General features: G+C 67.4%; 22 protein-coding genes and 3 pseudogenes. 4 read left to right on the forward strand and 21 right to left on the reverse strand.

What is annotated here, in order from left to right; genetic code table 11:
* Positions 1-87: 87 nt before the first annotated feature.
* Complete coding sequence (locus tag AC5RWD_RS10480) at positions 88-1,374, forward strand: PrsW family intramembrane metalloprotease (RefSeq protein WP_494019937.1); 1,287 nt, start codon at positions 88-90, stop codon at positions 1,372-1,374.
* 79 nt (positions 1,375-1,453) lie between these two features.
* Here the strand turns inward: AC5RWD_RS10480 and nusB are convergent, their stop codons facing one another.
* From nusB to AC5RWD_RS10550, 14 genes are all read right to left on the reverse strand, one after another.
* Positions 1,454-1,864, reverse strand: a complete 411-nt coding sequence (gene nusB, locus AC5RWD_RS10485) for a transcription antitermination factor NusB (protein ID WP_076802758.1) — start codon at positions 1,862-1,864, stop codon at positions 1,454-1,456.
* On the reverse strand, positions 1,864-2,427 hold the full coding sequence (efp, locus tag AC5RWD_RS10490) for an elongation factor P (protein WP_003800749.1): 564 nt from the start codon (positions 2,425-2,427) through the stop codon (positions 1,864-1,866). The genes nusB and efp overlap by 1 nt, the downstream gene beginning before the upstream one ends.
* A gap of 177 nt (positions 2,428-2,604) precedes the next feature.
* Positions 2,605-3,123 (reverse strand): tetratricopeptide repeat protein, encoded by a 519-nt coding sequence (locus AC5RWD_RS10495; protein ID WP_494019938.1) that lies wholly within the window; start codon positions 3,121-3,123, stop codon positions 2,605-2,607.
* Positions 3,123-4,211 carry a 3-dehydroquinate synthase gene (gene aroB / locus AC5RWD_RS10500; protein WP_494019939.1) on the reverse strand — a complete coding sequence of 363 codons (1,089 nt, stop codon included), beginning with the start codon at positions 4,209-4,211 and terminating at the stop codon, positions 3,123-3,125. The genes AC5RWD_RS10495 and aroB overlap by 1 nt, the downstream gene beginning before the upstream one ends.
* Entirely contained in the window at positions 4,208-4,849 is a 642-nt protein-coding gene (locus AC5RWD_RS10505) for a shikimate kinase (protein WP_494019940.1), read from the reverse strand. The genes aroB and AC5RWD_RS10505 overlap by 4 nt, the downstream gene beginning before the upstream one ends.
* Entirely contained in the window at positions 4,849-6,048 is a 1,200-nt protein-coding gene (gene aroC, locus AC5RWD_RS10510; protein WP_306923873.1) for a chorismate synthase, read from the reverse strand. The genes AC5RWD_RS10505 and aroC overlap by 1 nt, the downstream gene beginning before the upstream one ends.
* 26 nt (positions 6,049-6,074) lie before the next feature.
* Positions 6,075-6,935 carry a shikimate dehydrogenase gene (locus AC5RWD_RS10515; protein WP_494019941.1) on the reverse strand — a complete coding sequence of 287 codons (861 nt, stop codon included), beginning with the start codon at positions 6,933-6,935 and terminating at the stop codon, positions 6,075-6,077.
* On the reverse strand, positions 6,932-8,635 hold the full coding sequence (gene mltG, locus AC5RWD_RS10520; protein WP_494019942.1) for an endolytic transglycosylase MltG: 1,704 nt from the start codon (positions 8,633-8,635) through the stop codon (positions 6,932-6,934). The genes AC5RWD_RS10515 and mltG overlap by 4 nt, the downstream gene beginning before the upstream one ends.
* Positions 8,632-9,231 (reverse strand): Holliday junction resolvase RuvX, encoded by a 600-nt coding sequence (ruvX, locus tag AC5RWD_RS10525; protein ID WP_494019943.1) that lies wholly within the window; start codon positions 9,229-9,231, stop codon positions 8,632-8,634. The genes mltG and ruvX overlap by 4 nt, the downstream gene beginning before the upstream one ends.
* Before the next feature lie 6 nt (positions 9,232-9,237).
* On the reverse strand, positions 9,238-11,916 hold the full coding sequence (gene alaS, locus AC5RWD_RS10530; protein WP_494019944.1) for an alanine--tRNA ligase: 2,679 nt from the start codon (positions 11,914-11,916) through the stop codon (positions 9,238-9,240).
* 106 nt (positions 11,917-12,022) lie between these two features.
* Positions 12,023-12,253, reverse strand: a complete 231-nt coding sequence (locus tag AC5RWD_RS10535; protein WP_494019945.1) for a DUF6167 family protein — start codon at positions 12,251-12,253, stop codon at positions 12,023-12,025.
* A 19-nt stretch (positions 12,254-12,272) separates the two neighbouring features.
* Positions 12,273-12,647 carry a DUF948 domain-containing protein gene (locus AC5RWD_RS10540; RefSeq protein ID WP_307103150.1) on the reverse strand — a complete coding sequence of 125 codons (375 nt, stop codon included), beginning with the start codon at positions 12,645-12,647 and terminating at the stop codon, positions 12,273-12,275.
* Between the two features lie 146 nt (positions 12,648-12,793).
* Positions 12,794-13,420 carry a 30S ribosomal protein S4 gene (gene rpsD / locus AC5RWD_RS10545; protein WP_377952103.1) on the reverse strand — a complete coding sequence of 209 codons (627 nt, stop codon included), beginning with the start codon at positions 13,418-13,420 and terminating at the stop codon, positions 12,794-12,796.
* 172 nt (positions 13,421-13,592) lie between these two features.
* On the reverse strand, positions 13,593-15,146 hold the full coding sequence (locus AC5RWD_RS10550) for a replication-associated recombination protein A (RefSeq protein WP_494019946.1): 1,554 nt from the start codon (positions 15,144-15,146) through the stop codon (positions 13,593-13,595).
* Positions 15,147-15,206: 60 nt separating this feature from the next.
* Here AC5RWD_RS10550 and AC5RWD_RS10555 point away from each other — a divergent pair, with 60 nt between their 5' ends.
* Complete coding sequence (locus AC5RWD_RS10555) at positions 15,207-15,893, forward strand: acVLRF1 family peptidyl-tRNA hydrolase (protein WP_494019947.1); 687 nt, start codon at positions 15,207-15,209, stop codon at positions 15,891-15,893.
* Between the two features lie 91 nt (positions 15,894-15,984).
* Here the strand turns inward: AC5RWD_RS10555 and AC5RWD_RS10560 are convergent, their stop codons facing one another.
* The 7 genes and pseudogenes from AC5RWD_RS10560 to chcC2 form a co-directional block, all read right to left on the reverse strand.
* Positions 15,985-16,320, reverse strand: a complete 336-nt coding sequence (locus AC5RWD_RS10560) for a 2Fe-2S iron-sulfur cluster-binding protein (protein WP_494019948.1) — start codon at positions 16,318-16,320, stop codon at positions 15,985-15,987.
* A gap of 10 nt (positions 16,321-16,330) precedes the next feature.
* Positions 16,331-16,825 carry an oxidoreductase C-terminal domain-containing protein gene (locus tag AC5RWD_RS10565; RefSeq protein ID WP_494019949.1) on the reverse strand — a complete coding sequence of 165 codons (495 nt, stop codon included), beginning with the start codon at positions 16,823-16,825 and terminating at the stop codon, positions 16,331-16,333.
* A 14-nt stretch (positions 16,826-16,839) separates the two neighbouring features.
* A pseudogene (locus AC5RWD_RS10570) lies at positions 16,840-17,229 on the reverse strand (FAD-dependent oxidoreductase); the annotation flags it as partial.
* Positions 17,222-18,466 (reverse strand): cytochrome P450, encoded by a 1,245-nt coding sequence (locus AC5RWD_RS10575; RefSeq protein WP_494019950.1) that lies wholly within the window; start codon positions 18,464-18,466, stop codon positions 17,222-17,224. The gene AC5RWD_RS10575 and the pseudogene AC5RWD_RS10570, both read right to left, overlap by 8 nt.
* Positions 18,467-18,661: 195 nt before the next feature.
* Positions 18,662-19,177: pseudogene (locus tag AC5RWD_RS10580) on the reverse strand (IclR family transcriptional regulator); the annotation flags it as partial.
* 36 nt (positions 19,178-19,213) lie between these two features.
* Positions 19,214-19,381 (reverse strand): annotated as a pseudogene (locus tag AC5RWD_RS10585) (helix-turn-helix domain-containing protein); the annotation flags it as partial.
* A gap of 20 nt (positions 19,382-19,401) precedes the next feature.
* Positions 19,402-21,150: a 4-oxocyclohex-2-ene-1-carboxylate 5-dehydrogenase gene (gene chcC2 / locus AC5RWD_RS10590; protein WP_494019951.1), complete on the reverse strand. Its 1,749-nt coding sequence runs from the start codon at positions 21,148-21,150 to the stop codon at positions 19,402-19,404.
* A 135-nt stretch (positions 21,151-21,285) separates the two neighbouring features.
* Between chcC2 and AC5RWD_RS10595 the strand changes: the two genes are divergently transcribed.
* Positions 21,286-22,071 (forward strand): IclR family transcriptional regulator, encoded by a 786-nt coding sequence (locus AC5RWD_RS10595; protein WP_494019952.1) that lies wholly within the window; start codon positions 21,286-21,288, stop codon positions 22,069-22,071.
* A gap of 106 nt (positions 22,072-22,177) precedes the next feature.
* Positions 22,178-22,939, forward strand: a complete 762-nt coding sequence (locus AC5RWD_RS10600; protein ID WP_494019953.1) for an SDR family NAD(P)-dependent oxidoreductase — start codon at positions 22,178-22,180, stop codon at positions 22,937-22,939.
* The last annotated feature ends 60 nt before the right edge of the window (positions 22,940-22,999 follow it).

The following is a 22,999-nucleotide window of genomic DNA, read 5'->3' on the forward strand; positions in this document are numbered from 1 at the left end:
CGCGCCCCGCCCCGCCAGAAGGCGTCGTCCGTCACACCGTGCGGGTGTTCCTTTGCTGCCCACACTGCGGCACATAGGCTCGTGTCTATGTCGATGAACCCGCAGCAGCCGCCGTCCGGCCCTGGCCGGCACCACTCAGCCTGGAACCGTCCCGGCGATCCCGGGCGGCAGTTCCAGGACCAGCCCGCCAATCCCAGCTGGATGGGCCACGTCCAGCCGCAGAACTACCGGCCGGCTCCGGGGCACAGCGGCGGCGCGGTGCACCAGGTCATCCCGGAGGCCGCGTCCACCGTGGCCGCCCGCCCGGGGGCAGGGACCCTGGGGCTCGTCGTGGGCGGCGGGATACTGGCCTTCGTCAGCCTGTTCCTTGTGGTGCCGTTCCTCCTGGCCAGCACCGGCGTCACCGGTTTCGTCATCGGGTTTGTGGCGTCCCTGATCCCGCTGGCGGCGGTCCTGTCCGCCGTGGCCGTCATTGACCGGTGGGAACCCGAGCCCAAGCGGCTGCTGCTGTTTGCCTTCACCTGGGGCGCAGCTGTGTCCATCGCCGTGACGCTGCTCATCCAGCCGGTCTTCGCCCTCGCGGCCCCCGTCACTGATGAGGTGGCCTTCCGCGATTTCATGACCACCGTGCAGGCCCCGGTGGTGGAGGAATTCGCGAAGTCCCTGGGCCTGCTGCTGCTCCTCCTGTTCGCCCGCCGCAACTTTGACGGCCCGGTCGACGGTGTGGTGTTTGCCTTCACCATCGCGGGCGGCTTCGCCTTCACTGAGAACATCCTCTACTTCGGCCGGGCGATCGCCGAGTCCAGCACTCCCGGCAGCGACCTTGTCCAGGTCTTCTTCCTGCGCGGGGTGATGTCGCCGTTCGCGCACGCCATCTTCACCGGAACCACCGGACTGATCATGGGCCTGGCCGCGCGGCGCGGGCAGGCCGGTCTTTCGGTGCTCGCGTTCTTCGTCGGCCTCGTTCCCGCCATGGTGCTGCACAACAGGTGGAACAGCATGGGACAGGACTTCCTGGCCCAGTACGTGCTGGTGCAGGTTCCCATCTTCCTGCTGGCCGTGGTGTGCATCGTGGTGCTGCGGGTTGCGGAGACACGCCTCACCCGGCAGCGCCTCCAGGAGTACGCCGCAGCGGGTTGGTTCGCGCCGGCCGAGGTGGAGCTGCTGTCCACTCCCGGGGGCCGCCGGCAGGCCGTGCGCTGGGCGGGGCAGTACAACCGGGGCCACGAGATGAAGGAGTTCGTCAAGGCCGCGACGCGCCTGGCCTTCGCCCGGCAGCGGATCCTCAGCGGCAGGGATGTGCCGCTGCACCAGCAGGACGAGGTTCAACAGTTGCGCCACCTGACCGCGCTGCGGGCTGCCGTCCAGCGGTAGGCGGCCTTACAACAGAGCGGCGTTAACGCAGAAAGCCCCTGCCGGCAACCCGGCAGGGGCTTTCTGCGCATGACTCAGCTCAGGCGAGCAGGGACGGCTTCAGCTGCTGAAGGCGCCCCAGGAGGCCGTTGATGAACGACGGCGACTCATCGGTGGAGAGCGTCTTGGCCAAAGCGACAGCTTCGCTGACGGCGACGCCGTCGGGGACGTCGTCGTTGTAGAGCAGCTCCCAGGTGCCGATCCGCAGGATAATGCGGTCTACGGACGGCATGCGCTCCAGGGTCCAGCCCTGCGAGTAGGTCTCGAGGAATTCGTCGATGGTGGACTGCATCGACACCACGCCCTCGACGATCTCGAGGGTGTACGGATTGACGATCTGGTCGGTCCTCTCGCGGCGCGCACGCAGCACGTCGAAGGCCGAGACAGAGCGCTGCTCGGCTTCGAAGAGGACCTCAAGAGCCCTGTTGCGGGCTTTACCGCGGGCGCTCACTAGTCGTTGACCCGGCCCAGGTAGCTGCCGTCGCGGGTGTCGACCTTGACCTTGGTGTTGTTCTCAACGAACAGGGGCACCTGGATCTCGTAGCCCGTCTCCAGGGTGGCGGGCTTGGTGCCGGCGGAGGAGCGGTCGCCCTGCAGGCCCGGCTCGGTGTACGTGATTTCGAGGACAACGCTCGGCGGCAGCTCGATGTACAGCGGGGTGCCTTCGTGGATGGCGATGTTGACCATCTGGTTTTCGAGCATGAAGTTGGTGGCATCGCCCACGGTGGCGCCCGAAACAGTGATCTGGTCGTAGTCCGAGGTGTCCATGAAGACGAAGTCCGCGCCGTCCTGGTACAGGTACTGGTAGTCGCGGCGGTCAACGGTGGCGGTCTCGATCTTGAGGCCTGCGTTGAAGGTCTTGTCCACTACCTTGCCGGACATGACGTTGCGCATCTTGGTGCGCACGAAGGCGCCGCCCTTGCCCGGCTTGACGTGCTGGAACTCGATGACGTTCCAGAGCTGGCCCTCGAGCTTCAGGACGGTGCCGTTCTTGATGTCGTTTGTGGTTGCCACTGGTTTCCTCTGGTTGTGTCTGACTGGTTCTGGCTGCCAGCTGTTTATGTCAAGCAGGCATGCCGAACGGCGCGCCAGCGTGTATTTATCAAAAATCCAGAATCCATTCTAGCGGAAAAGGCGGGCGCGCTTTTCGGGGCCGCTGGCTGTGCGGCCGGAAGACCGGTCCGGCCGCAGTCAGGAGGCCAGCTCGAAGACGTCCCGGGCCCGCTGCAGCGCCACCGTTGAGGAGTAGATGAGCGAAGCGTCGGCGGACTGCGCCACCCGGAGATCGAGCGCCCGGGCGAAGGATTCCACTGCGGCGCCGATGTTCCCTGCGGCAAAGTACGCCCGGCCAAGGTACTGGTGGGCGAGGGCTTCGTTGGCTGTGCCGTGCGCCTCGGTGAGGAGCTGCCGGAAGAGCTCGACGGCGCGGTCATAGCGGTGGGAGACGCGCAGGACGTCCGCTTCATAGACCCGCAGCCGGAACGACTCGGGGTCTCTGTAGCGGGCCTCTGCCAGCACTTCGGCTGCGTCGGCGGCGCGTCCCTCGACGAGCAGCACAAGGACCCGCTCGGCAGGGTCGGTTGATGCCTCGAGTGCGGCGGCACACGCCTCTTCGCAGATGATTTCAGGAAGCAGCGATTCGGGGTTGACCCGGATCCCCGGGAACCCGCCGTCGGGCCATTCGCTCGTTCCGCCCTGGTCGTCGCGCATCAGGAAGCAATCTCCTGGTAGGCGGCGAAGAGCAGGGAGGTATCCGGCACGTCCAGGATCCCCGGCTTGGCGATGCCGTCGAGGACCACGAAGCGGAGCAGGTCGCCGCGGGACTTTTTGTCGCGGCGCATGCCGTCCAGGAGCCCCTGCCAGCGGTCGCGCCGGTACGTGACGGGCAACCCGAGGGATTCGAGAATGCTGCGGTGCCGGTCGGCGTCGGCGTCGCTGAGCCGGCCCACGCTGCGGGACAGCTCGGCCGCGAACATCATGCCCACGGAGACGGCCGCGCCGTGCCGCCAGGAGTAGCGTTCCACGAGTTCGATGGCGTGGCCCAGGGTGTGGCCGTAGTTCAGGATTTCCCGGAGTCCGGATTCCTTGAGGTCCTCCGATACGACGCGGGCTTTGACGGCGATGGCGCGTTCGATGAGTTCACGCAGGGCGTCGGAGCCTGGATCCGTCACGGCCTCGGGATCCTTCTCCACGAGGTCCAGTATGGCGGGATCGGCGATGAAGCCGCACTTAATGACCTCGGCCATGCCGGAGATGATTTCATTCCGGGGCAGGGTCTTCAGAGTATCCAGGTCCGCGAGGACGGCAGCCGGCGGGTGGAAGGAACCCACCAGGTTCTTGCCTTCGGCCGTGTTGATCCCCGTTTTTCCGCCCACGGCGGCGTCCACCATGCCGAGGAGGCTGGTGGGCATATGAATGACCTTCACGCCGCGCAGCCAGGTGGCCGCCACAAAGCCGGCGAGGTCGGTGACAGCGCCGCCGCCGACGGAGACCACGGCGTCGGAGCGGGTGAAGTCGTTCTGTCCCAGCACCTGCCAGCAGAAGGCGGCAACCTGGATGTGCTTGCCTTCCTCCGCGTCCGGGATTTCCGCGGTGACGGCGGTGAAACCGGCGGCGGCCAGTTCATCCCGGACGGTGTCGCCGGTGAGCCGGAGGGCCCGCGGATGGATGACGAGGACGCGGCGGACGCGCTCCCCCAGCAGTCCCGGCAGGGTGCCGAGCAGGCCGCGGCCAACTACGACGTCGTAGTTGTCCCCGGCCGACTGGCCGGTGACCTTGATGACGGTTGATTCGCTCACTTTTCAACTTCCTGTTTCGCGGCAGCGCTTCCGTTGGCTGCCGTCGTCGCGGTTTTGTTGATCTCGCGGGTGGTGGTTTGGTGGGGTTTACCGGCGGCGAACTCGCACAGCGCCGCTTCCAGCTTCAGCCCCAGCTGCGGCACAGTTCCCTGCCGGACGTCCAGGACGATGTCCGCGAGGCGTTCATAGACCGGCTTCCGTGTGGCGAACAGCGCCTTCCAGCGCCTGATGCCGTCACCGGCCAGCAGCGGCCGGCCGGAGTTCTTGGCGATCCGGGCGGCGACGGTATCGGCGTCGCACTCCAGGTAGACCACCGTGCACCGCTCCAGCAGCTGCTGCGTGCCGGAGTCCAGGACCGACCCGCCGCCCAGGGAAACCACGGTGGCGGTGCCGGCAGCGGCCTCGATGACGCGGGCAACCGTCCGGGCTTCGATCTCCCGGAAGGCACGCTCGCCGCGGCTGGCAAAGATGTCCGCAATGGAACCGTGGCCCTCCACGATGACCGCGTCGGTGTCCACGAACGGGGCGTCCAGCTGTTGCGCCAGCTGCTGTCCGATCGCCGACTTGCCGACCGCCATGGGCCCAATGAGCACAATGGGCCGGTCCCCTGCACCGCAGGGTGTGTTGCTCCGGGGCACTAGAGTCCGATCGTATCCAGCGACGCCGGAATGCTCTCGAGGTAGCCCTTGATGTTGCGGGCGGTCTCGGCCACGGAATCGCCGCCGAACTTTTCGGTCACGGCCTCGGCCAGGACCAGCGCAACCATGGCCTCGGCCACCACGCCGGCAGCCGGAACGGCACAGACGTCCGAGCGCTGGTGGTGGGCCTTGGCCGCCTCGCCGGTGCTGATGTCGATGGTCTTCAGGGCGCGCGGCACGGTGGCGATGGGCTTCATGGCAGCCCTGACGCGCAGGACGTCGCCGATGCTCATGCCGCCCTCGATGCCGCCGGCGCGGTTGCTGGTGCGGATGATCCTGCCGTCAGCGTCCTTGACGATCTCGTCGTGGGCGGCGGAGCCGCGTCGCGCGGCGGTGAGGAAACCGTCGCCCACCTCAACGCCCTTGATCGCCTGGATGCCCATGAGTGCGGCGGCCAGGCGGGAATCAAGGCGGCGGTCCCAGTGGACGTAGCTGCCGAGTCCCGGCGGCAGGCCGTAGGCGAGCACCTCCACCACGCCGCCGAGGGTTTCGCCTTCCTTGTGGGCGGCGTCCACCTCCGCAACCATGGCGTCGGACGTTTCGCGGTCGAAGCAGCGCAACGGATCGGCGTCGAGCGCAATCACGTTGTCCGGCACCGGCAGCGGCCGGCCCTCCGGAACGGTCACGCTGGCGATGGAAACCGTGTGGCTGACCAGCTCAATGCCCAGGTGCTTCAGGAACTGGGCGGCAACAGTGCCCATGGCAACGCGCGTGGCGGTCTCGCGGGCGCTGGCGCGCTCAAGCACGGGACGGGCCTCGTCGAAGCCGTACTTCTGCATGCCGGTGAAGTCGGCGTGTCCCGGGCGCGGCCGGGTCAGCGGAGCGTTGCGGGCCTGCCCCTCGAGCTCCTCGGGGTCCACCGGATCGGCTGACATGATCTGTTCCCACTTGGGCCACTCGGTGTTGCCCACCTGGATGGCGACAGGGCCGCCCTGGGTGATGCCGTGGCGGACACCGCCGAGGATCGTGACGACGTCCTGCTCAAACTTCATCCGTGCCCCGCGGCCGTAGCCGAGCCGGCGGCGGGCGAGGGCATCGGCGATCTGCCCGCTGGTGAGTTCAACACCCGCGGGCACGCCTTCAATAATTCCGACCAGTGCCGGGCCATGGGATTCACCGGCGGTCAACCAACGCAACATAAAAACCATCCTGCCATGTCTGGCGGTCAGGACACCCGCCGGGGTGCCCCGACTGCGTCGCACATCACATCTATGACTTCGGCACTGCCGGCCTCTGCCAGTCCGGTGAAATGGCGGACTTGCTCCACCGCCTGGTAGAGCAGCATCTCCAGGCCGGGGACCACTGTTCCGCCTCCGGCGTGCCAGGCCGCGGCGATTTGGCTGGGCCAGGGATCGTAGGCAACGTCCAGCAGGACGCCGTCCGTGCGCCGCCCCAGCGCTTCGAGTTCTGCAACCATCCCGTCGGCCGCCCGTGGCGGCAGCGTGGAGATTACGACGCCGGCACCGGCCATCGCTTCGACGGCACCGACGAGGGAATGGACGGTGATGTCGATGCCGAGCCCACCGGCCGCCGCCCTGGCTTCTGCAGCCCGGGCAGTGTTCCGGACGTACAGGTCCACGGACACCGCGCCGAGCTCCTGCAGGGCTGCCACTGCCGCGGCTGCCGTCCCGCCGCCGCCGAGGATGACGCCCGAGGGGCTGTCGCCGGCTCCGGCGTTGCGGAGGGCATTGACGATCCCCGCAACGTCGGTGTTGTAGCCGATGAGCTTCGCGGAATCCCCAGCGCCTTCGAACACCACCGTGTTGATGACGCCCAGAACCTTGGCCACACCGCGGACCTCGTCCACCTCGGCGACCATGGCCTTCTTCAGCGGCATGGTGACGGACAGTCCCCGCCAGCCGGACTCGGCACGGACGGAGTCCATGAACGCCGAGAGCGACTCCTCAGTCACGTCGATGGCGCTGTAGCCGATGTCCGCACCGAGCCGCGCATAGGCGGCAAGGTGGAGCGCCGGGGACTTCGAGTGACTGATGGGGTGTCCCAGGACGGCTGCCCGGAGGCTCATACGCAACGGCCCGGGTTGGCCTCGCACCAGGCGTTGTACTGCTCAACGTAGCCGTTGTGCTCGGCCAGCGTCTTGGAGAACTTCGTCTCCTTGGTGTCGAGGTTGATGGTCACCCAGTACAGGTAATCGTTGTCGTTCGGCTTGGCCGCCGCGTCTATGGCCGTCTTGCCCGGCGACCCGATTGGCCCCGCTGGCAGGCCCTGGATGGCGTAGGTGTTGTACGGGTTGGACTTGTCCGCCTTTTCGGCCTCGTCGATGTGGAAGGTCTTCTTGCCCAGGCCGTAGGTGACGGTGGCGTCCGACTGGATCAGCCCGTTGGTCTCCGTGTTGGTGGGCTTCAGGCGGTTGTAGATGGCGCCTGCCACGTCCTTGTACTCCGCCTGGCCGCCCTCTGCCTGCACAATGCTGGCAACGGTCACGACGTCGTACTGCTTGGCCGCGTCCGTCACGCCCTGCGCCTTGAGTTCATCCTGGGTGGTCTTCACCAGCTTGGTGAGGATCTCCTTGGCGGTGGTGCCCAGCGGGAAGCGGTACTCCCCCGGGGACAGGAACCCTTCCAGGTTCTTCGCCTTGGCGCTCAGCCCGAACTGCTTGGGCGAATCGCTGAGTGACGTCAGCTGGGCCAGGGACAGACCCGAGCCCTCCGCGATCGCCTGCAGCGACTCATCGATCCGCAGGCCGGCGCTGAGGGCGAAGTACATGACCTTGGCCTGACCCTCGTTGAGGAGCACAGAGACTGCGTCGGAGTTCTTCATCTCCTGCTTGAAGTCGTACTCGCCCGGCGAGAGCGTTCCGCCGGATGCGGACAGCGCCGCCACGAAGGTCTCGGCGTTGGCCACCACCTTCGCGTCCTCCAGCTTGGCCGCGACTGATACCGGCCCTTCGCCCGGAACGACTGATACCTTGACCTGCCCGGTGCCGGGGCCGGGGTAGTCGGCCGGCTTATCGTTCCCCAGGAGCGGTTTCAGGAACTGCGCGCCGACGACGGTGGCCGTGACGAACAGCGCGAGGGTGAGCAATAGAGCCACGAGTCGGCGCCGGCGGCGGACTTTCTTGGAGGGCCGCGTCACCGTGGCTGCGCTTTCGGGGCTGCCCAGGAGCTGGTGCCCCACGGCCTGCTGCTCGTAAGGCTCATGCTCCCCGTAGGTTTCGTGGGCCGCTGCGTCGTGGTGGACGTCATAATGGTGGCCGTCCTCGTGAGGGACGGAGTCGTGGTGAATGTCAGCGTGGTGGCCGTCACCGTGGTGCTCGGCATGGCCGTCCGCAAACTCGGCAAAATGCGGGGCGTGCTCAGACTGGGCGCCGTGGACCTCGGCAGCAGCGTCCCCATGCGGGGAGGGCTCCGCATGTTCAGCAGGATCGTGGATCGTTGGCGGAACCGGCGGAACGTCGGGAACCTCTGCAGCCGGAACGGGCTCCGCAGCGGGAACGGGCTCTGCAGCAGGAACGGCATCCGGAGGCGTGGCTATTGCCGCCGTCCGGGGGCTCTCCGGACCGGCCCCTGCAGCCGAAGCCGATGCCCCGGTCCGCTGTGCGGCGCCTACCCCCACGTGCAGCTCTTCGCCGGACTCGTAGGCCTGCTCGGGCACGGCATCGCCGGTGATGGCCTTCTCGCGGGCACGGATCTCCTTGCGTGTCAGGGGCCGTCCGGTGTCCGCGAAGGGGCCGCCGGAGGAGTCGTCACTATTGACCGGGCTCACTTTAGCTGTCCATCCTCTGAAGATCGTGTTTCCTTTTCCGGGTCAGGCCGCGCAGCAGTGTCTGCGGCGGCATGTCCGGGCAGCCCCGTACGGGGAAGCGCGCGCACACGGCTCCCCACATCCGTTCCCCTGGCTTTTTGCATGTCGATGGCGTGCTGCAGTATTCCTGCAGCCGCAACCTGATCCACCACTTTACGGTGATTTTTGCTGCTCATGCCAGCTTCGTGAAGGTTACGGTGGGCCGTGACGGTGCTGAGCCGCTCGTCAACCAGGTGTACCGGGACCTCGGATCCTGCGCGGTCCAGTTCGTCAGCCAGCAGCTGGGCGTACTCCGTGGCCATGCGGGCCGAGGCGTGTTCCTCGCCCTTCATGGTCCGTGGCAGGCCGACGAAAATCTGGACGGCTCCCCGGTCCACTGCCAGGGCGGCAATGACCCGGACGTCCGAATTCTTCTTGGCGTTGCGTTCCAGCGTCTTCAGCGGTGTGGCCAGGATCTCGTCCCGGTCACAGATGGCGACGCCGACGCGGACGGTCCCCACGTCCACCCCCAGTTTGATGCCCCGGGGGTGGACGTGCGGCTCAGCGGAAGAAGTCACGGTTGGTTAGCGCCTGGTGACGGCATCGACGACGGCGGTCAGCGCGGCGCTGACCTTGGAGGCGTCGGTGCCGCCGCCCTGGGCCACGTCGTCCTTGCCGCCGCCGCCGCCGCCGAGGATTCCGGCGGCGAGCCGGACCAGGGCGCCTGCCTTTACGCCGGCTTCACGGGCGGCTTCGTTGGTGGCCACCAGGATGACCGGGCGGTCGTTGCTGACGCCGGCCACGGCAACCGTGGAGGCTTCGGACCCCAGCCGGTTGCGGAGGTCCAGGGCGAGACCGCGGATGTCGTCGGCACCGCTGACCTGGCCGGCGTCGTGGGCGATGACCCGGACGCCGGCGGCGTCCACGGCGGTTCCGGCGAGCTGGGCGGCAGCGGCAGTGAGCTGCTCCTTCCGGAGCCGCTCAAGCTCCTTTTCCGTGGCCTTCAGCTTGGTGAGGGTGGCGGAGATGCGATCAGCCAGCTGCCCGGAGGGCACCTTGAGCATTTCGGTGAGTTCTGTCACCAGGGCCCGTTCAGCGGCCAGGTGCCGGAAGGCATCCATGCCGACGAACGCCTCGACGCGGCGGTTTCCGGATCCGACGGACTGCTCGCCGAGCAGGGACAGGCTGCCGATCAGGGAGGTGTTGGACACGTGGGTGCCGCCGCAAAGCTCACGGGACCACGCGCCGTCGATCTCCACAACCCGGACTTCGCTGCCGTAGTTCTCGCCGAACAGCGCCATGGCGCCCAGGGCCTTAGCCTCGGCGAGGCCCATGACCTTGGTTTCCACCTGGAAGTTGTTCCGGATGGCGAGGTTGGAAACTTCCTCGATTTCGGACTTGGTGGCGGCGCTGAGCCCCTCGCCCCAGGCGAAGTCGAAGCGCAGGTACCCGGCTTTGTTGAATGAACCACGCTGGGTGGCCTGCGGGCCGAGGATCTGGTGCAGTGCCGCGTGCACGATGTGCGTCCCGGTGTGCGCCTGTTCGGCCGCGTGCCGCCGTTCGCGGTCCACCGCAGCCCGGACCAGCACGTCGGAGGCGATCTCGCCTTCGCGGACGATGGCCTTGTGGACGCTCAGACCCTTGAGCGGACGCTGGACGTCGAGGACCTCGACGACGAAGCCGTCGCCGGTGATGAGCCCGGTGTCGGCTGCCTGGCCGCCGGCTTCGGCGTAGAACGGGGTCTCGGCGAGCACGAGTTCGATTTCGTCGCCGGTGGCGGCCTGGGGCACCTTGCTGCCGCCGCTGAGGATGCCTCGGACCCGGGATTCACCTTCGAGGTCGGTGTAGCCGGTGAAGACGGTTTCGCCCTCGGCGAGCAGCTCCTGGAAGACGCTGAGGTCGGCGTGGCCGCCCTTCTTGCCCTTGGCGTCGGCCTGGGCGCGCTGGCGCTGCTCGAGCATCAGCTTGCGGAACTCGGGCTCGTCCACCTTCAGGCCGGCTTCTTCGGCCATTTCGAGGGTCAGGTCGATCGGGAAGCCGTAGGTGTCGTGCAGCGTGAACGCGTCGGCGCCGGAGAGGGGGCGCCCGGCGGCCTTGGATTCGTTGACGGCATCCTCGAGGCGGGCCGTGCCGGAGGCGATGGTTCGCAGGAACGCCTTCTCTTCGGCGTAGGCGATCCGGCTGATGCGGTCGAAGTCCGTGTCCACGATGGGGTACACGCCCTTCATGGCGTCGCGGGAGGCGGGCAGGAGCTCCGGCAGGCAGGCCTGTTCCACGCCGAGCAGGCGCATGGAGCGGACCGCGCGGCGGATGAGCCGGCGCAGCACGTAGCCGCGGCCTTCGTTGGAGGGCGTGACGCCGTCGGCGATGAGCATCAGGGCCGACCGGATGTGGTCGGCGACGACGCGCATGCGGACGTCATCGGTGTGGTGCGGATCGTCCTCGGTCTCGGCGGAGGTGTATTCCTTGCCCGAGAGCTTGGCGGCCATGTCGATGACCGGGCGGACCTGGTCGGTCTCGTACATGTTCTCGACGTCCTGCAGGATCATGGCAAGACGTTCCATGCCCAGGCCGGTGTCGATGTTCTTCTTGGGCAGTTCGCCCATGATGTCGAAGTCGACCTTCGAACGGACGTTGTCGATCTGGTACTGCATGAACACGAGGTTCCAGATCTCCACGTAGCGGTTCTCGTCCGCGATGGGGCCGCCCTCGGCGCCGTAGGCCGGACCGCGGTCGTAGTAGATCTCCGAGCAGGGTCCGGCCGGCCCGGGCTGGCCGGTGGACCAGTAGTTGTCGGACTTGCCCATGCGCTGGATGCGCTCAGCGGGTACTCCGGTGTTCTTGAGCCAGAGTTCCTCGGCTTCGTCGTCCTCTTCGTAGACCGTCACCCACAGCAGCTCCGGCGGAAGTCCGTACCCGCCGTCGGCAACGTTGGTGGTCAGCAGCTCCCACGCGAACTTGATGGCGTCTTCCTTGAAGTAATCCCCAAAGGAGAAGTTGCCGCACATCTGGAAGAAGGTGCCGTGGCGGGCGGTCTTGCCCACTTCCTCAATGTCACCGGTGCGGATGCACTTCTGGACGCTCGTGGCACGGGTGTAGGGCGGTTCCTCGCGCGCGGTCAGGTACGGGATGAACGGAACCATGCCGGCAACCGTGAACAGCAGGGAGGGGTCGCTGGAGACCAGCGATGCGGAGGGAACCGCCGTGTGGCCTTTGCTGACGAAAAAATCGACCCAGCGCTTTGTGATCTCCTGCGACTTCATGAGCTGATTACTTACCCTTCTTGGTTCACGCATGCTGGCGCGTGACAGTTTGATTCAGAGGCAGTTCCGGTGGTGGACGGGACTGCAGGTTTTAATTCTCGCGCGTTTAGCGGCGGACGATGTCCTGGGCTTCAACACCCAGGGCGGCGCGCAGGTCGGTTTCCCGTTCGCGCATGCCGGCGCGGACAGCGTCGGCGAAGTCGTAGACTCCGTCGGCGAGCCGGCCCACGGCCCGGTTCAGGCCTTCGGGGCCAAGCGCTGACTGCGCCTCGGTGACCTTGCGGAAGGCGATGACCCCGATGGCCACGCCGATTCCCATCCAGACAAGTCGTTTCATTTCAGTTCTCCGGGTGGGCTTAGCGGCTGCGGCGGCCGGTGGCGGGCTTCTTGCGGGTGGCAAACGCGGTACGGACGCCGTAGCTGAACGCGGCCACCTTGATCAGCGGCGAACCGACGGTCGCGGCCACGAGGGAGGACAGCGCGGAGATGTTGGCCGAGGCATCCGAAACGTTGGAGGCGATGCCGTCCACCTTCTTCAGCTGCTGGTTGGTGGTGGAGACCGTCGCGGTGACCTCGTCCATGAGTGGGGTGGCGCCGTCGCTGATGGAGCGGATGGATGTCCGCACCTCGTCGAACACCCGCCCCAGCTTGAGGATGGGCACAGCAAGCAACAGGACCAGGAGCGCAAATACCCCGGCCGCGATCAGGCCGGCAATATCGCCACCAGACATAGACGTTCATCTCCTTGAAAACTCCGTGGGACTGTACCGGGCGTGCAGCGGCCAAAGTGCTGCAGCCGCAAATGTCCCCCAAGTACCTTACATACAAAGAAGCCCGCGGCGCTTGCCACGGGCTTCTTTGTATACGCTGCCGGAATTTAGCGTGCGTAGAATTCGACGACGAGCTGCTCTTCGCAGGTCACGGGGACCTCGGCGCGCTTCGGGCGGCGAACCAGGCGGGCCTGGAGGGCATCCAGCTTGACGTCCAGGTAGGCCGGAACGGCGGGCAGGACGTCGCGGTGGGCGCCGGCTGCTGCAACCTGGAACGGAGGCATGGTTTCGCTGCGGCTGTGAACGTGGACCAGCTGGCCCTCGCCGACGCGGAAGGACGGGCGGTCAACGCGGATGCCGTCAACGAGGATGTGGCGGTGCACAACCAGCTGGCGGGCCTGTGCGATGGTGCGGGCGAAGCCGGCACGCAGCACGAGGGCGTCGAGGCGCATCTCGAGCAGTTCGATGAGGTTTTCACCGGTCAGGCCCTTGGTGCGGCGTGCTTCTTCGAAGGCACGGGTCATCTGGGCTTCGCGGATGCCGTACTGGGCGCGCAGACGCTGCTTTTCGCGCAGACGTACGGCGTAGTCGGAGTCCTGCTTCTTGCGGGCACGGCCATGCTCACCGGGGCCGTACGGGCGGCGCTCCATGTACTTGGCGGCCTTGGGGGTCAGAGCGATGCCGAGGGACCGCGAGAGGCGGGCCTGACGGCGAGCACGAGTGTTGTTAGCCACTTGTGTCCTTCCAATATCTGCGGTGTGTCAGTGTTACTGGCCTCCACGATGGAGAGCATCGGCCAACCGCTGCCTTTTGCTACTGGGCACAGGGCACAGCTCCGTCGAACTAAAAATTCGGTGGATTGTGCGTCCGTGCCTTGCCAGACAAACATCCATCCTACCACGGCGGTCACTTGCCCCGGACGATCTTCCGCAGCCGTTCAAGCCGGACGGCGATGTCCCGCTCGGCGCCGTTGGCGGTGGGCTCATAGTAGTCGCGTCCCACGAGGTCGTCCGGCGGGTACTGCTGGGCGGCCACCGAGTGCGGGGCGTCATGGGCGTACTTGTAGCCCACGCCGTGGCCCAGCTGCTTGGACCCCGGATAGTGTGCGTCGCGCAGGTGCGCGGGGATCCCGTTGCCGAGGCCCGCCCGCACGTCCGCGATGGCCTTGTTGATGCCCATGTAGGCAGCGTTGGACTTTGGCGCCGTGGCCAGGTGGACCACCGCCTCGGCGAGCACGATCCGGCCCTCGGGCATTCCGATGAGCTGCACAGCCTGCGCCGCGGCCACGGCCGTCTGCAGCGCCGTCGGATCAGCCATGCCCACGTCTTCCGCGGCCGAAATCACGATGCGCCGGGCCACGAAGCGCGGGTCCTCCCCCGCCTCCAGCATCCGCGCGAGGTAGTGCAGCGCCGCATCCACGTCGGACCCGCGGATGGACTTAATGAACGCACTGGCCACGTCGTAGTGCTGGTCCCCGGCACGGTCGTAGCGTACGGCAGCGGCGTCCAGGGCACGCTCGGTGTGCCGCAGCTCCACGGTAACCGGTTCAAGGGTGACCTGCTGCCCTGGGCCGATGCTCACTGCGCCGTTATCAACGGCACCATCCGCATCGGTGCCGCCGTCCCCCGCAACGGCATTTCCGACGTCGTCCGCGTCACCGAACGCGACGCCGGCAGCGGCTTCCAGCGCGGTCAGCGCCCGGCGGGCGTCGCCGCCGGAAAGCCGCACGAGGTGTTCCAGGGCCTCGTCGCTAAGCCGGACGTTGCCGTTCAGCCCGCGGGGATCCTTCACGGCCCGCACCAGCAGGCCTTCGATGTCCGCGTCGGTCAGCGGCTTGAGCGTGAGCAGCAGGGAGCGGGACAGGAGCGGCGACACCACCGAAAACGACGGATTTTCGGTGGTTGCCGCCACCAGGACAACCCAGCCCTTTTCGACGCCGGGCAGCAGCGCATCCTGCTGTGCCTTGTTGAAGCGGTGAATCTCATCGAGGAAAAGGACGGTGGTGGTCTTGTACAGGTCACGGGCGGTCAGGGCGTCGTCCATGACGCGGCGGACATCCTTGACCCCGGACGTGATGGCGGAGAGTTCGACGAATTTGCGCCCGGGCCCGCGTGCGATCACGTGCGCCAGCGTGGTCTTGCCGGTGCCGGGCGGGCCCCAGAGGATCAGCGAGCTGGGGCCGGCCGGGCCGGCGGCGTCGACACCTGCAGCCAGCTGCCGCAGCGGGGACCCTTGGCCCAGCAAGTGCTGCTGGCCCACCACCTCGTCCAATGTTCGGGGGCGCATCCGGACGGCCAGGGGACCGCGAGGCGGGGTGGAACGGGACTGCGCCGAACGGGACTGTCCTGCACGGGACTGGCCGGACCCGGACTGGGCGGACCCGGACTGGGCCGAATCGGCGGCGTCGTCGCTGTCGCCGTCGTCGCTGTCCTGGGCCGCCGAACCAAAGAGATCATCCACATAGATAGGCTACTTCTAGATTCAGCAGGAAAAATCCGGCCACGAAAGCAGGGAACGGCGATGCCAGGCAGCCGTCCGACACAGGGACGTCCGGTGCAGGGACGCCCGGCGTCCACCAGGACCGCGTTCGTCCCCGGCCCGCGGCTGGCCGGCTGGGTGGAACGGTTTGCCGCCAGCCACGGTGACCTTGACTACGAGGACCACGACGACGGCATCCGGCTGGCTGCCGCTGACGGCGCCACCGCCCTGCTGGTGGCGCCGTGGCCCGACGACGGCCGGCCGGGGCGGGGATCCGGCCTCGTGGAACGGCTGGCTTCGCTGGCTTCCCAGCCGCGCACGGTGGGCCTGGTCCTGGTCCGCCGCGGAGGGTATGGTGTGGCCGTCGCCAGCGAGGGGACCATCCTCGCCGCCAAGACGGGTTCCAGGTATGTGCAGTCCCGCACGGCCGCCGGCGGCCAGTCGCAGCAGCGGTTCGCCCGGCGCCGCGGCAACCAGGCGGACGCGATGGCGGAGGCGGTTGCGGAGCAGGCTCGGCTGGTTTTTGGCGGCCAGGCCTTCGAGTACATCCTCCCGGGCGGTGACCGCGCCCTGGCCGACGAGGTCCTGGCACTGCCTGCCCTGAAGCCCTGGGCAGGGCTGCCGCGCCTGGCCTACCTCGATGTTCCCGATCCCCGCGCGGCTGTCCTGAAGAAAGCCGCGGCGGACGCCTGCGCGGTGCGGGTGACCGTGACGGACCCGCCGTCGTAGCCCTGCTGCCGGCTCCGCCGTTTCGACGGTTCCCTGCCGCTTCGATGCTTCGCGGCGTCGAGCGGGCAGGGAACCGTCGAAACGGCGGGGGCTACTCCTCAGGTGCCAGCGTCACGGTGACCCCGTTGAGGTCCCGGCTGAAGCCCACCTGGCAGGAGAGCCGCGAGCCGCATTCCCGGTAGCCCTCGGCCTCCACGAGCAGTTCGAGTTCGTCCTCGCTGCGTTCCTCCAGGGTCTCGAAGACCTCCTGCTCCAGGAAAACGTGGCAGGTGGCACAGGAGGCGGTTCCGCCGCATGATCCCAGCACGGACAGGTCGTTGTCCCGGAGGGCCTCCATCATGCTCTGGTCCGGCTCCCATTCCACGTCATGGGTGGCGCCTTCGCGGTCAACGACGGTCAGGGTGTTGGTGCTTGTGGTGTTGCTCATGTCGGTTTCCTTAGGATCGGGCTGTTGCAAGGCCAGCGGCGGTGTGGTTGGAGTTGCCGCAGATGGCTTCGGCGAGCGGGATGGCGGGGTCCGCGGCCAGCAGCGGGTCGAGGCGGGCTCCCTGCGCGATCAGCCGCTTGGCCGTGCGGAAGTCGGCCAGGTTGGCCACGGTGTCGAGGGCGGCGAGCCGGCCGTCGCGGAGGTAGAGCACGGAGAATTTGCCGCCAGAGGGTTCGCCGCGGACGATTACCTGGTCGTCCGGATGGCGGACGCCGGCGGTCTGCAGCCGGACACCGTGCTGGACGGTCCAGAACCAGGGGATTTCCGGTTCTGGGGCCGCCTGTCCGGTGATATGGGCGGCCACCCGGTCCGCCTGGGCAAGCGCGTTCTGGATGCACTCGAGCCGCTGGCTGGTGCCGTCGATCGGACTGGTGAAGCGCGTGACGTCGCCGCTGGCGTAGACGGAGCGCGTCGTCCCGGGTCCGCAGGGACCTGACGCCGGCATGGCGGCACCGTGAGGGGCCGCGACCGCGAGCCTGTGGCGATGACGAGCCGATGGTAGGACTGCTGCGTCCCGTCGGACAACAGCACTGTCCGGCCGTCCCTGTCGATGGACTCGGCGGTGGCCCCGGAGAGCAGGTCGATGCCCTTGTCCGCATAGAACTTCTCCTTGCGGAGCAGGGCTGCGGCGTCCGGGGCGCCGTCCTTCAAGAGTTCCTTGGAGAGCGGTGGCCGCTCATAGGGCAGTTCGTTCTCCGCGTCGATGAGCAGAATGCCGCCTTCCCAGCCGCGGGTGCGGAGCCCTGCGGCGACAGCGACGCCGGAGTGGCCCGAACCGACGATGACAACCGGATCCCATACCGGGTCCTGGGTCAGTACCGCTGCTGCTGCGCCTGTCCCGCTACGCATTGGTCTCCTCCAGCAGCACGTGGAGGTGCTCCGGGCCCGAGTTCGTCAGGTTGTTGCCGCGGACGTATTCGATGGGCTTGTCCGGATCCAGGGTTAGCGATGCGAGTTTTTCGGCCAGGAGCTTCACCGTGACCAGGACCTCAAGCCTGGCGAGGGGCGCCCCGAGGCAGCTGTGGACCCCGTGCCCGAAGCCAAGGTGGCCGTCGGTGTTGCGGTCAATGTCGAAGCGCTCGCCGTCGGGATACTTGCTGCTGTCCCGGTTGGCTGCGGCGGGCAGCAGGCGGACGATGGCGCCGGCGGGAATCGTCACACCGGCAACCTCCACCTCCTCCGTGGTGATCCGGCTGGCCCGCTGGACGGTGCCGCGGTAGCGGGCCAGTTCCTCGACGAAGAAGTTGGCATCGTCCGGATTCAGGCGGATCCTTTCCAGCAGGTCCGGCTGTTCGCTGAAGATCCGGAACGTGTTGGCCAGCAGGATGGTGGTGGTGTCATGGCCCGCGACGAAGACAAAGGCGCAGAGTTCCTTGGCCTCCTTCTCGCTGAGCAGGCCTTCCTTCCACATGCGGGCGATGTGTCCGCCGACGGAGTCGCTCTCCTCGCGGTACAGGCGCTCCATGGTGTCCTTGAGGTACGCGAAGAACTCGAGGGTGCTCTGCTCGTCGGTGCCGGTGCCCTGGGCATTGCGGGCCAGCCGGCCGAAGTAGCTGAAGGTTTCGTCGGACCAGAACTTCATCTTCTCGAAGTCCTCCGCCGGAACGTCGAGCAGCGCGCTGATGGTGGACATGCTGAGCGGGATTGCGTAGTCGTCCACTGCGTCCCCGCCGCCGGCGGCGAGCATCGGTGCCAGGTACTTTTCGGCGTTCTCCCGTACCCGGTCCTCAAAGCGGGCGATGGCCTTGGGGATGAAGGCCTGCGCCACCACCTGGCGGAGCCGGGTGTGGTTGGGGGCGTCGAAAAGGGTCAGGAAGGTCAGCGGAACCGGGTCCACAACCTGCGAGGAGAAGACTTTCGGTGCCCGCATGGCCCGGCGGACGTCGTCGTACCGGGAGATGAACCAGACATCCGATACGGGTGAATGGGCGCGGAGCACCGGCGCGTTCTCGCGCATCCACTGGTAGTGGCGGTAGGGATCGCCCTGGGTACCGTCGTCCACCACTTTGAAGGGCGCCATGCCCTCGGGCCAGTCCAGTTCATGCGAATACGGGGGAAGCGTTGCTGTCAGCGGGCAAGGCATCATCGTCCTTCTTTCCGGTTGGCTTCGGCGGGACCCGATGTGATCCGCCTCTCACTCCACAGTGCGGGATGCGCCGTGGCCGCCCCCACAGGTCTTCCGTTCATCGGTTGTGAAAGTCTGGCTGACCTTGAAGCTGGCAGGATTTCAGCGGGGCCGGCCGTCGGTCCGGGTGGATTTCAGCGCGCGGGAGATCCCGTGCGCGGCGGTCAGCAGGGCGGGGACGATCAGCGGAACAGCCGCCTCCTGCCGCGGCACGATGGCGTTGAGCGCCGCGGCTACCGCGTTGCCCGGTCCGAAGACGGGCACGGCGATGCCCGTCCACTCGGTGACGCCAATGCCGGGCAAGGCCACGTAGCCGCGCTGCCTGATCTCGGCCAGGTGCTTGCGGATAAGGGCTGGGTCAGTGATGGTCTCGGGCGTGACAGCCTTGAGGGGCTTCGCGAGCACCTCGGCCTGGACAGCGGGCGGCGAGAAAGCCAGCAGTACCAGGCCGGACGAGGCTGCGTGGATGGGCATCCGCTGTGCAATGTGGGCTGCGTCCAGGCTGGAGTGCGGCGAGGAGAGGCGCTCCACGTACAACACGGTGCCGTGGTCCAGCACGGCGAGGGTGGTGTGCTGATGGACAGCTGCCTGGACATCCTCCATGAACGGCAGCGCCAGCTCACGGAGGTTGAGCGCGCGGGAGCCCCGGGCGGCGAGCTCCCACATCCGCATCCCGGAGCACAGGTTCCCGTCCGGCAGCCGCTCGATCAGGCCGTGGAGGACCAGGTCATCCACGAGCCGGTGCGCGGTGGTCAGCGGGAGCCCGGCGCGGCGCGCGAGGCCGGAGAGCGTCATGGCCGGCAGGTCCCGGTCGAAGGCGCCCAAGAGCCGCACCACCCGGCTGATCACCGATTCCCCCGAGGGAGAGTTGGCCATGGCGGTCTCCGGCCCGGCGCCTAGCGGCCCGCCACTTCGGCCAGCCGTTCCGCGTTCCGTACCCCGTTCCGCTCCCCGGCAAGCCTGGCGATGTCCCGTCCGGCACGGTAGCCGAACACCAAAGCCGGGCCGATGTGGGAGCCGTAGCCGGGGTAACCGCCGCCGAAGACGCTTACCGCTGCCGCGCCCACGGCCAGGAGCCCCGGAACCGCCGATCCTTCAGCTGTGACCACTTCGGAGTGTTCGTTGACGCGGAGGCCGGCGAAGGTGCCCAGATCGCCCATCTGGATCCTCGCCGCGTAGTAGGGACCCTTGCCCACCGGCGCGAGGTTCGGGTTCGGTTTGTGTTCGAGGTCGCCCCGGAAGTGGTTGTACTGCGTGGAGCCGCGGCCAAATGCGGGATCCTCGCCGCGCTGCGCGGCCGGGTTGAATTCGGCCACGGTGGCTTCAAGGCCCGCGGCATCGATGCGTAGCTTGCCGGCCAGCTCAGCAAGGGTGTTCCCCTTGACCAGGTACCCGGTCCGGTAGAAGTAGCCGCGCGGCATCGGCCACGGCTTGGCATAGCCGACGCCGTATTTATGCATCGTTTTCGCGTCGCCGATCACGTAGCCGAAGGTCCTGTCTTCGTCCTTGTTGTGCTCGATCATGGCCCCGCCGAAGTCGTGGTAGCTCAGGGCCTCGTTGCCGAAGCGCCTGCCGTGGCGGTCGACGGCGATCAGCCCGGGCAGCCCGATGGCCCGCAGATGCGGAAAGAGCCGCTGTTCGCCGCTGAGGTACCTGAATACGGTCACCGGCGCCCAGGAGCCAACGCTGAACACGGAATCATCGATGTAGCCGCCGGCGCCCATCGCCAGGGTGGCGGCGTCACCGCCATGGCCGATGGTGGGGGTGAAGTGGTCGTCGCCGCCGGCATCATGTGGAAAATACCGCTGCCGCAGCGCCCTGTTCCCGGAGAATCCGCCGGCGGCGAGGATGACGCCGGCCCGCGCCGTGACGGTGACGGCGTGCTCTCCCCCGATGACCGCACCGGTGACGGTCCCGGCGTCGTCCCTGGTGAGGGAAAGCGCGGGTGAGGACTTCCACAACCGGACGCCCAGGTCATCGGCGCTCTTGACCATGCGGGTCATCAGGGCGTTGCCGTTGGAGCGCAGAACCGGGCGCTTGTAGCGGGCGGCGTCGGCCCAGGTGCGCAGCAGCTTCCGGGCGACGTAGATAAAGGACCTGACCGACTGGTTCACGTGGAAGAACTCGTTGATGTCCGGTCCTACCTGCGGCATGTAGCCGAAGACTGTGTAGGAGCTCAGGTACGGCTGCATCAGGAGCCGCTTGTCCCCGAGCACGCGTGCGTCCACGTCCTGCGGCAGGATGGCCCGGCCGGACAGCCTCGCTCCGGGCAGGTCCATCTGGTAGTCCGGGGCCTTCTCGGGGTAGGTGAACTTCACGTCGGTTTCGTTTTCGAAGAAGGAGATCGCCTCGGGCACGGTGTCCAGGAAGTTCCGAACTCCCGTTTCGTTGAACGTCTCCGGCGCCAGGTTCTTCAGGTAGGTCTCTGCGTCTTCGCGGGTATCGCCCTGTGCAAGGCCGTGCTTGTTGCCGGGGACCCAGGCCCATCCGGCGGAAATGGCGGTGGTTCCGCCGAAGTACTGTTCCTTTTCCGCGACGATCACGCTCAATCCCTGCGACGCGGCCTTCAATGCTGCGGCCATCCCGGCCACGCCCGATCCGATGACGAGGACGTCACAGACCGCCGTCTTTGCGGTTTCCGTCATGGTTCCTGCTCCGTTCTTCCTGCCGGCCACACCTTTGCGGCGGCAGGCGTTGACTGCCAAAGCCCCAGTAGACCGGGGCGAACGGCCGCCCGGGAGGAGGATTACCATTGAGCGGGAATCGACACAGGAGGAACAGTGGCAAACTCCGCGTCCGGCGAGTCGATCATCGGCCGCTTCGTGAAGATCGTGAGCGCGTTCGATGACCGGCACCCCGCCATGAGCGTTGCCGAGCTCGGGCGCCGCACCGGCCTGCCGGTGACCACCACCTACCGGCTGGTGAACGACCTGCTGCTCGAGCGGCTGCTGGAACGCGAGCCCGGCGGGGACATCCACATCGGCACGCGGTTGTGGGAGTTGGCTTCCCGGGGCTCCAAGATGCTGGGCCTGCGCGAGGCCGCCCTGCCGTTCATGGAGGACGTCCAGGCCGTGGTGCAGCACTCCACCACGCTGGGCATCCTCGATTCGGACGAGGTCCTGTACATCGAGCGGCTCGGCTCGGACAAGACCATCGTGGACATCACCAAGATCGCCGGCAGGCTGCCGGTCCACGCCACGTCCTCGGGACTGGTCCTGCTGGCACACTCCCCCGCCGCGTACCAGGACGCCTTCCTCGCACGGCCACTGACGAAGTTCACCGAGACCACCCTGACCGAGCCGGCCGCGCTCCGGCGCCACTTGGCCGAGATCCGGCAACGCGGCTTCGCCGCCATGCCCGGAGTGATCGTGCCGGAGTCCAGCGGCATCGCCGTGCCGGTGTTCGGCCCCGACAACACAGTCCGCGCGGCGCTCAGCGTGGTGGTGCCGCGCAACGAGGAGAACGCGCCGGCCCGGGTGCCCGTCCTGATGGCCGCGGCGCGCGGGATCTCCCGTGCCCTGGGCTGGCGGGGCGAGCTGAAGGGCACGCTCCGGCAAAGCCACTGAAGACCGGTTTTACCGTTCATTGGTAATCATGTGGTTCCGCTCACAGGTCCCCTGCCACGCTGGCTGGGAAGCAGCGACGAGGCTGCAGGATCACGAGGAGCACCACATGAATCCCATCCAGAACCGGGTGGCCGGAAAGACGGCCATTGTCACCGGAGGCCGCGGAAACCTGGGCAGCGCCACCGCCGCCCTCCTGGCCGAACACGGCGCAAAGGTGGCCAGCCTGGACGTTGCTGGCACCCCCGCCGCCGCGGCCCACGAAAACATCAGTGAGTTCGACGTCGACGTCACCAGCGAGGCCAGCGTCGCCGACGCCATCCGCCAGGTCCGCGACGAACTGGGCACGCCGGACATCCTGGTCAACGCCGCCGGCATCATCGGCCCGGCAGGAGCGTCCCACACCGCTTCGACGGCCGACTTCGACACGATTTTCAACGTCAACGTCAAAGGCGTCTGGCTGATGACCAAGCACGTGGTCCCCGGCATGATCGAAAAGGGCACCGGCAGCATCGTCAACTTCTCCTCCATCCACGGCCTCACCGGTGGCCGGAACGTTCCGCTGTACCACGCCACCAAGGGGGCAGTGCGGCTGCTGAGCAAGTCGGACGCCGCGGCCTATGGCGGCTACGGCATCCGGGTCAACTCCATCCATCCCGGATCCATGAACACCAGGATGAGCCGCCGCTCTGCCGAGCAGTCGGACATCGGTCCCGAGGCCTACTACAAGCAGCTGGTTGGCTCCAACCCGCTGCCCCGCCAGGGCGAACCGGATGAGATCGCGTACGGCGTGCTCTACCTGGCCTCGGACGAGTCGCGTTTCACCACTGGTTCAGAGCTCGTCATCGACGGCGGCTATACGGCCGTCTGACGCCACGTTACTCAGCAGGACCCACCTGCACAGCACCCACCAACTTCCTTTTGAAAGGCA

The organism is Arthrobacter sp. CMU6 (genome assembly GCF_059090205.1).

Coding starts and splice junctions, on each gene's coding strand:
- AC5RWD_RS10480 (WP_494019937.1), top strand. CDS start 88: ATGTCGATGAACCCGCAGCAGCCGCCGTCCGGCCCTGGCCGGCACCAC.
- AC5RWD_RS10495 (WP_494019938.1), bottom strand. CDS start 3,123: ATGCGCGACGACCAGGGCGGAACGAGCGAATGGCCCGACGGCGGGTTC.
- aroC (WP_306923873.1), bottom strand. CDS start 6,048: ATGTTGCGTTGGTTGACCGCCGGTGAATCCCATGGCCCGGCACTGGTC.
- AC5RWD_RS10515 (WP_494019941.1), bottom strand. CDS start 6,935: ATGAGCCTCCGGGCAGCCGTCCTGGGACACCCCATCAGTCACTCGAAG.
- alaS (WP_494019944.1), bottom strand. CDS start 11,916: ATGAAGTCGCAGGAGATCACAAAGCGCTGGGTCGATTTTTTCGTCAGC.
- AC5RWD_RS10535 (WP_494019945.1), bottom strand. CDS start 12,253: ATGAAACGACTTGTCTGGATGGGAATCGGCGTGGCCATCGGGGTCATC.
- AC5RWD_RS10540 (WP_307103150.1), bottom strand. CDS start 12,647: ATGTCTGGTGGCGATATTGCCGGCCTGATCGCGGCCGGGGTATTTGCG.
- AC5RWD_RS10555 (WP_494019947.1), top strand. CDS start 15,207: ATGCCAGGCAGCCGTCCGACACAGGGACGTCCGGTGCAGGGACGCCCG.
- AC5RWD_RS10560 (WP_494019948.1), bottom strand. CDS start 16,320: ATGAGCAACACCACAAGCACCAACACCCTGACCGTCGTTGACCGCGAA.
- AC5RWD_RS10565 (WP_494019949.1), bottom strand. CDS start 16,825: ATGCCGGCGTCAGGTCCCTGCGGACCCGGGACGACGCGCTCCGTCTAC.
- AC5RWD_RS10575 (WP_494019950.1), bottom strand. CDS start 18,466: ATGATGCCTTGCCCGCTGACAGCAACGCTTCCCCCGTATTCGCATGAA.
- chcC2 (WP_494019951.1), bottom strand. CDS start 21,150: ATGACGGAAACCGCAAAGACGGCGGTCTGTGACGTCCTCGTCATCGGA.
- AC5RWD_RS10600 (WP_494019953.1), top strand. CDS start 22,178: ATGAATCCCATCCAGAACCGGGTGGCCGGAAAGACGGCCATTGTCACC.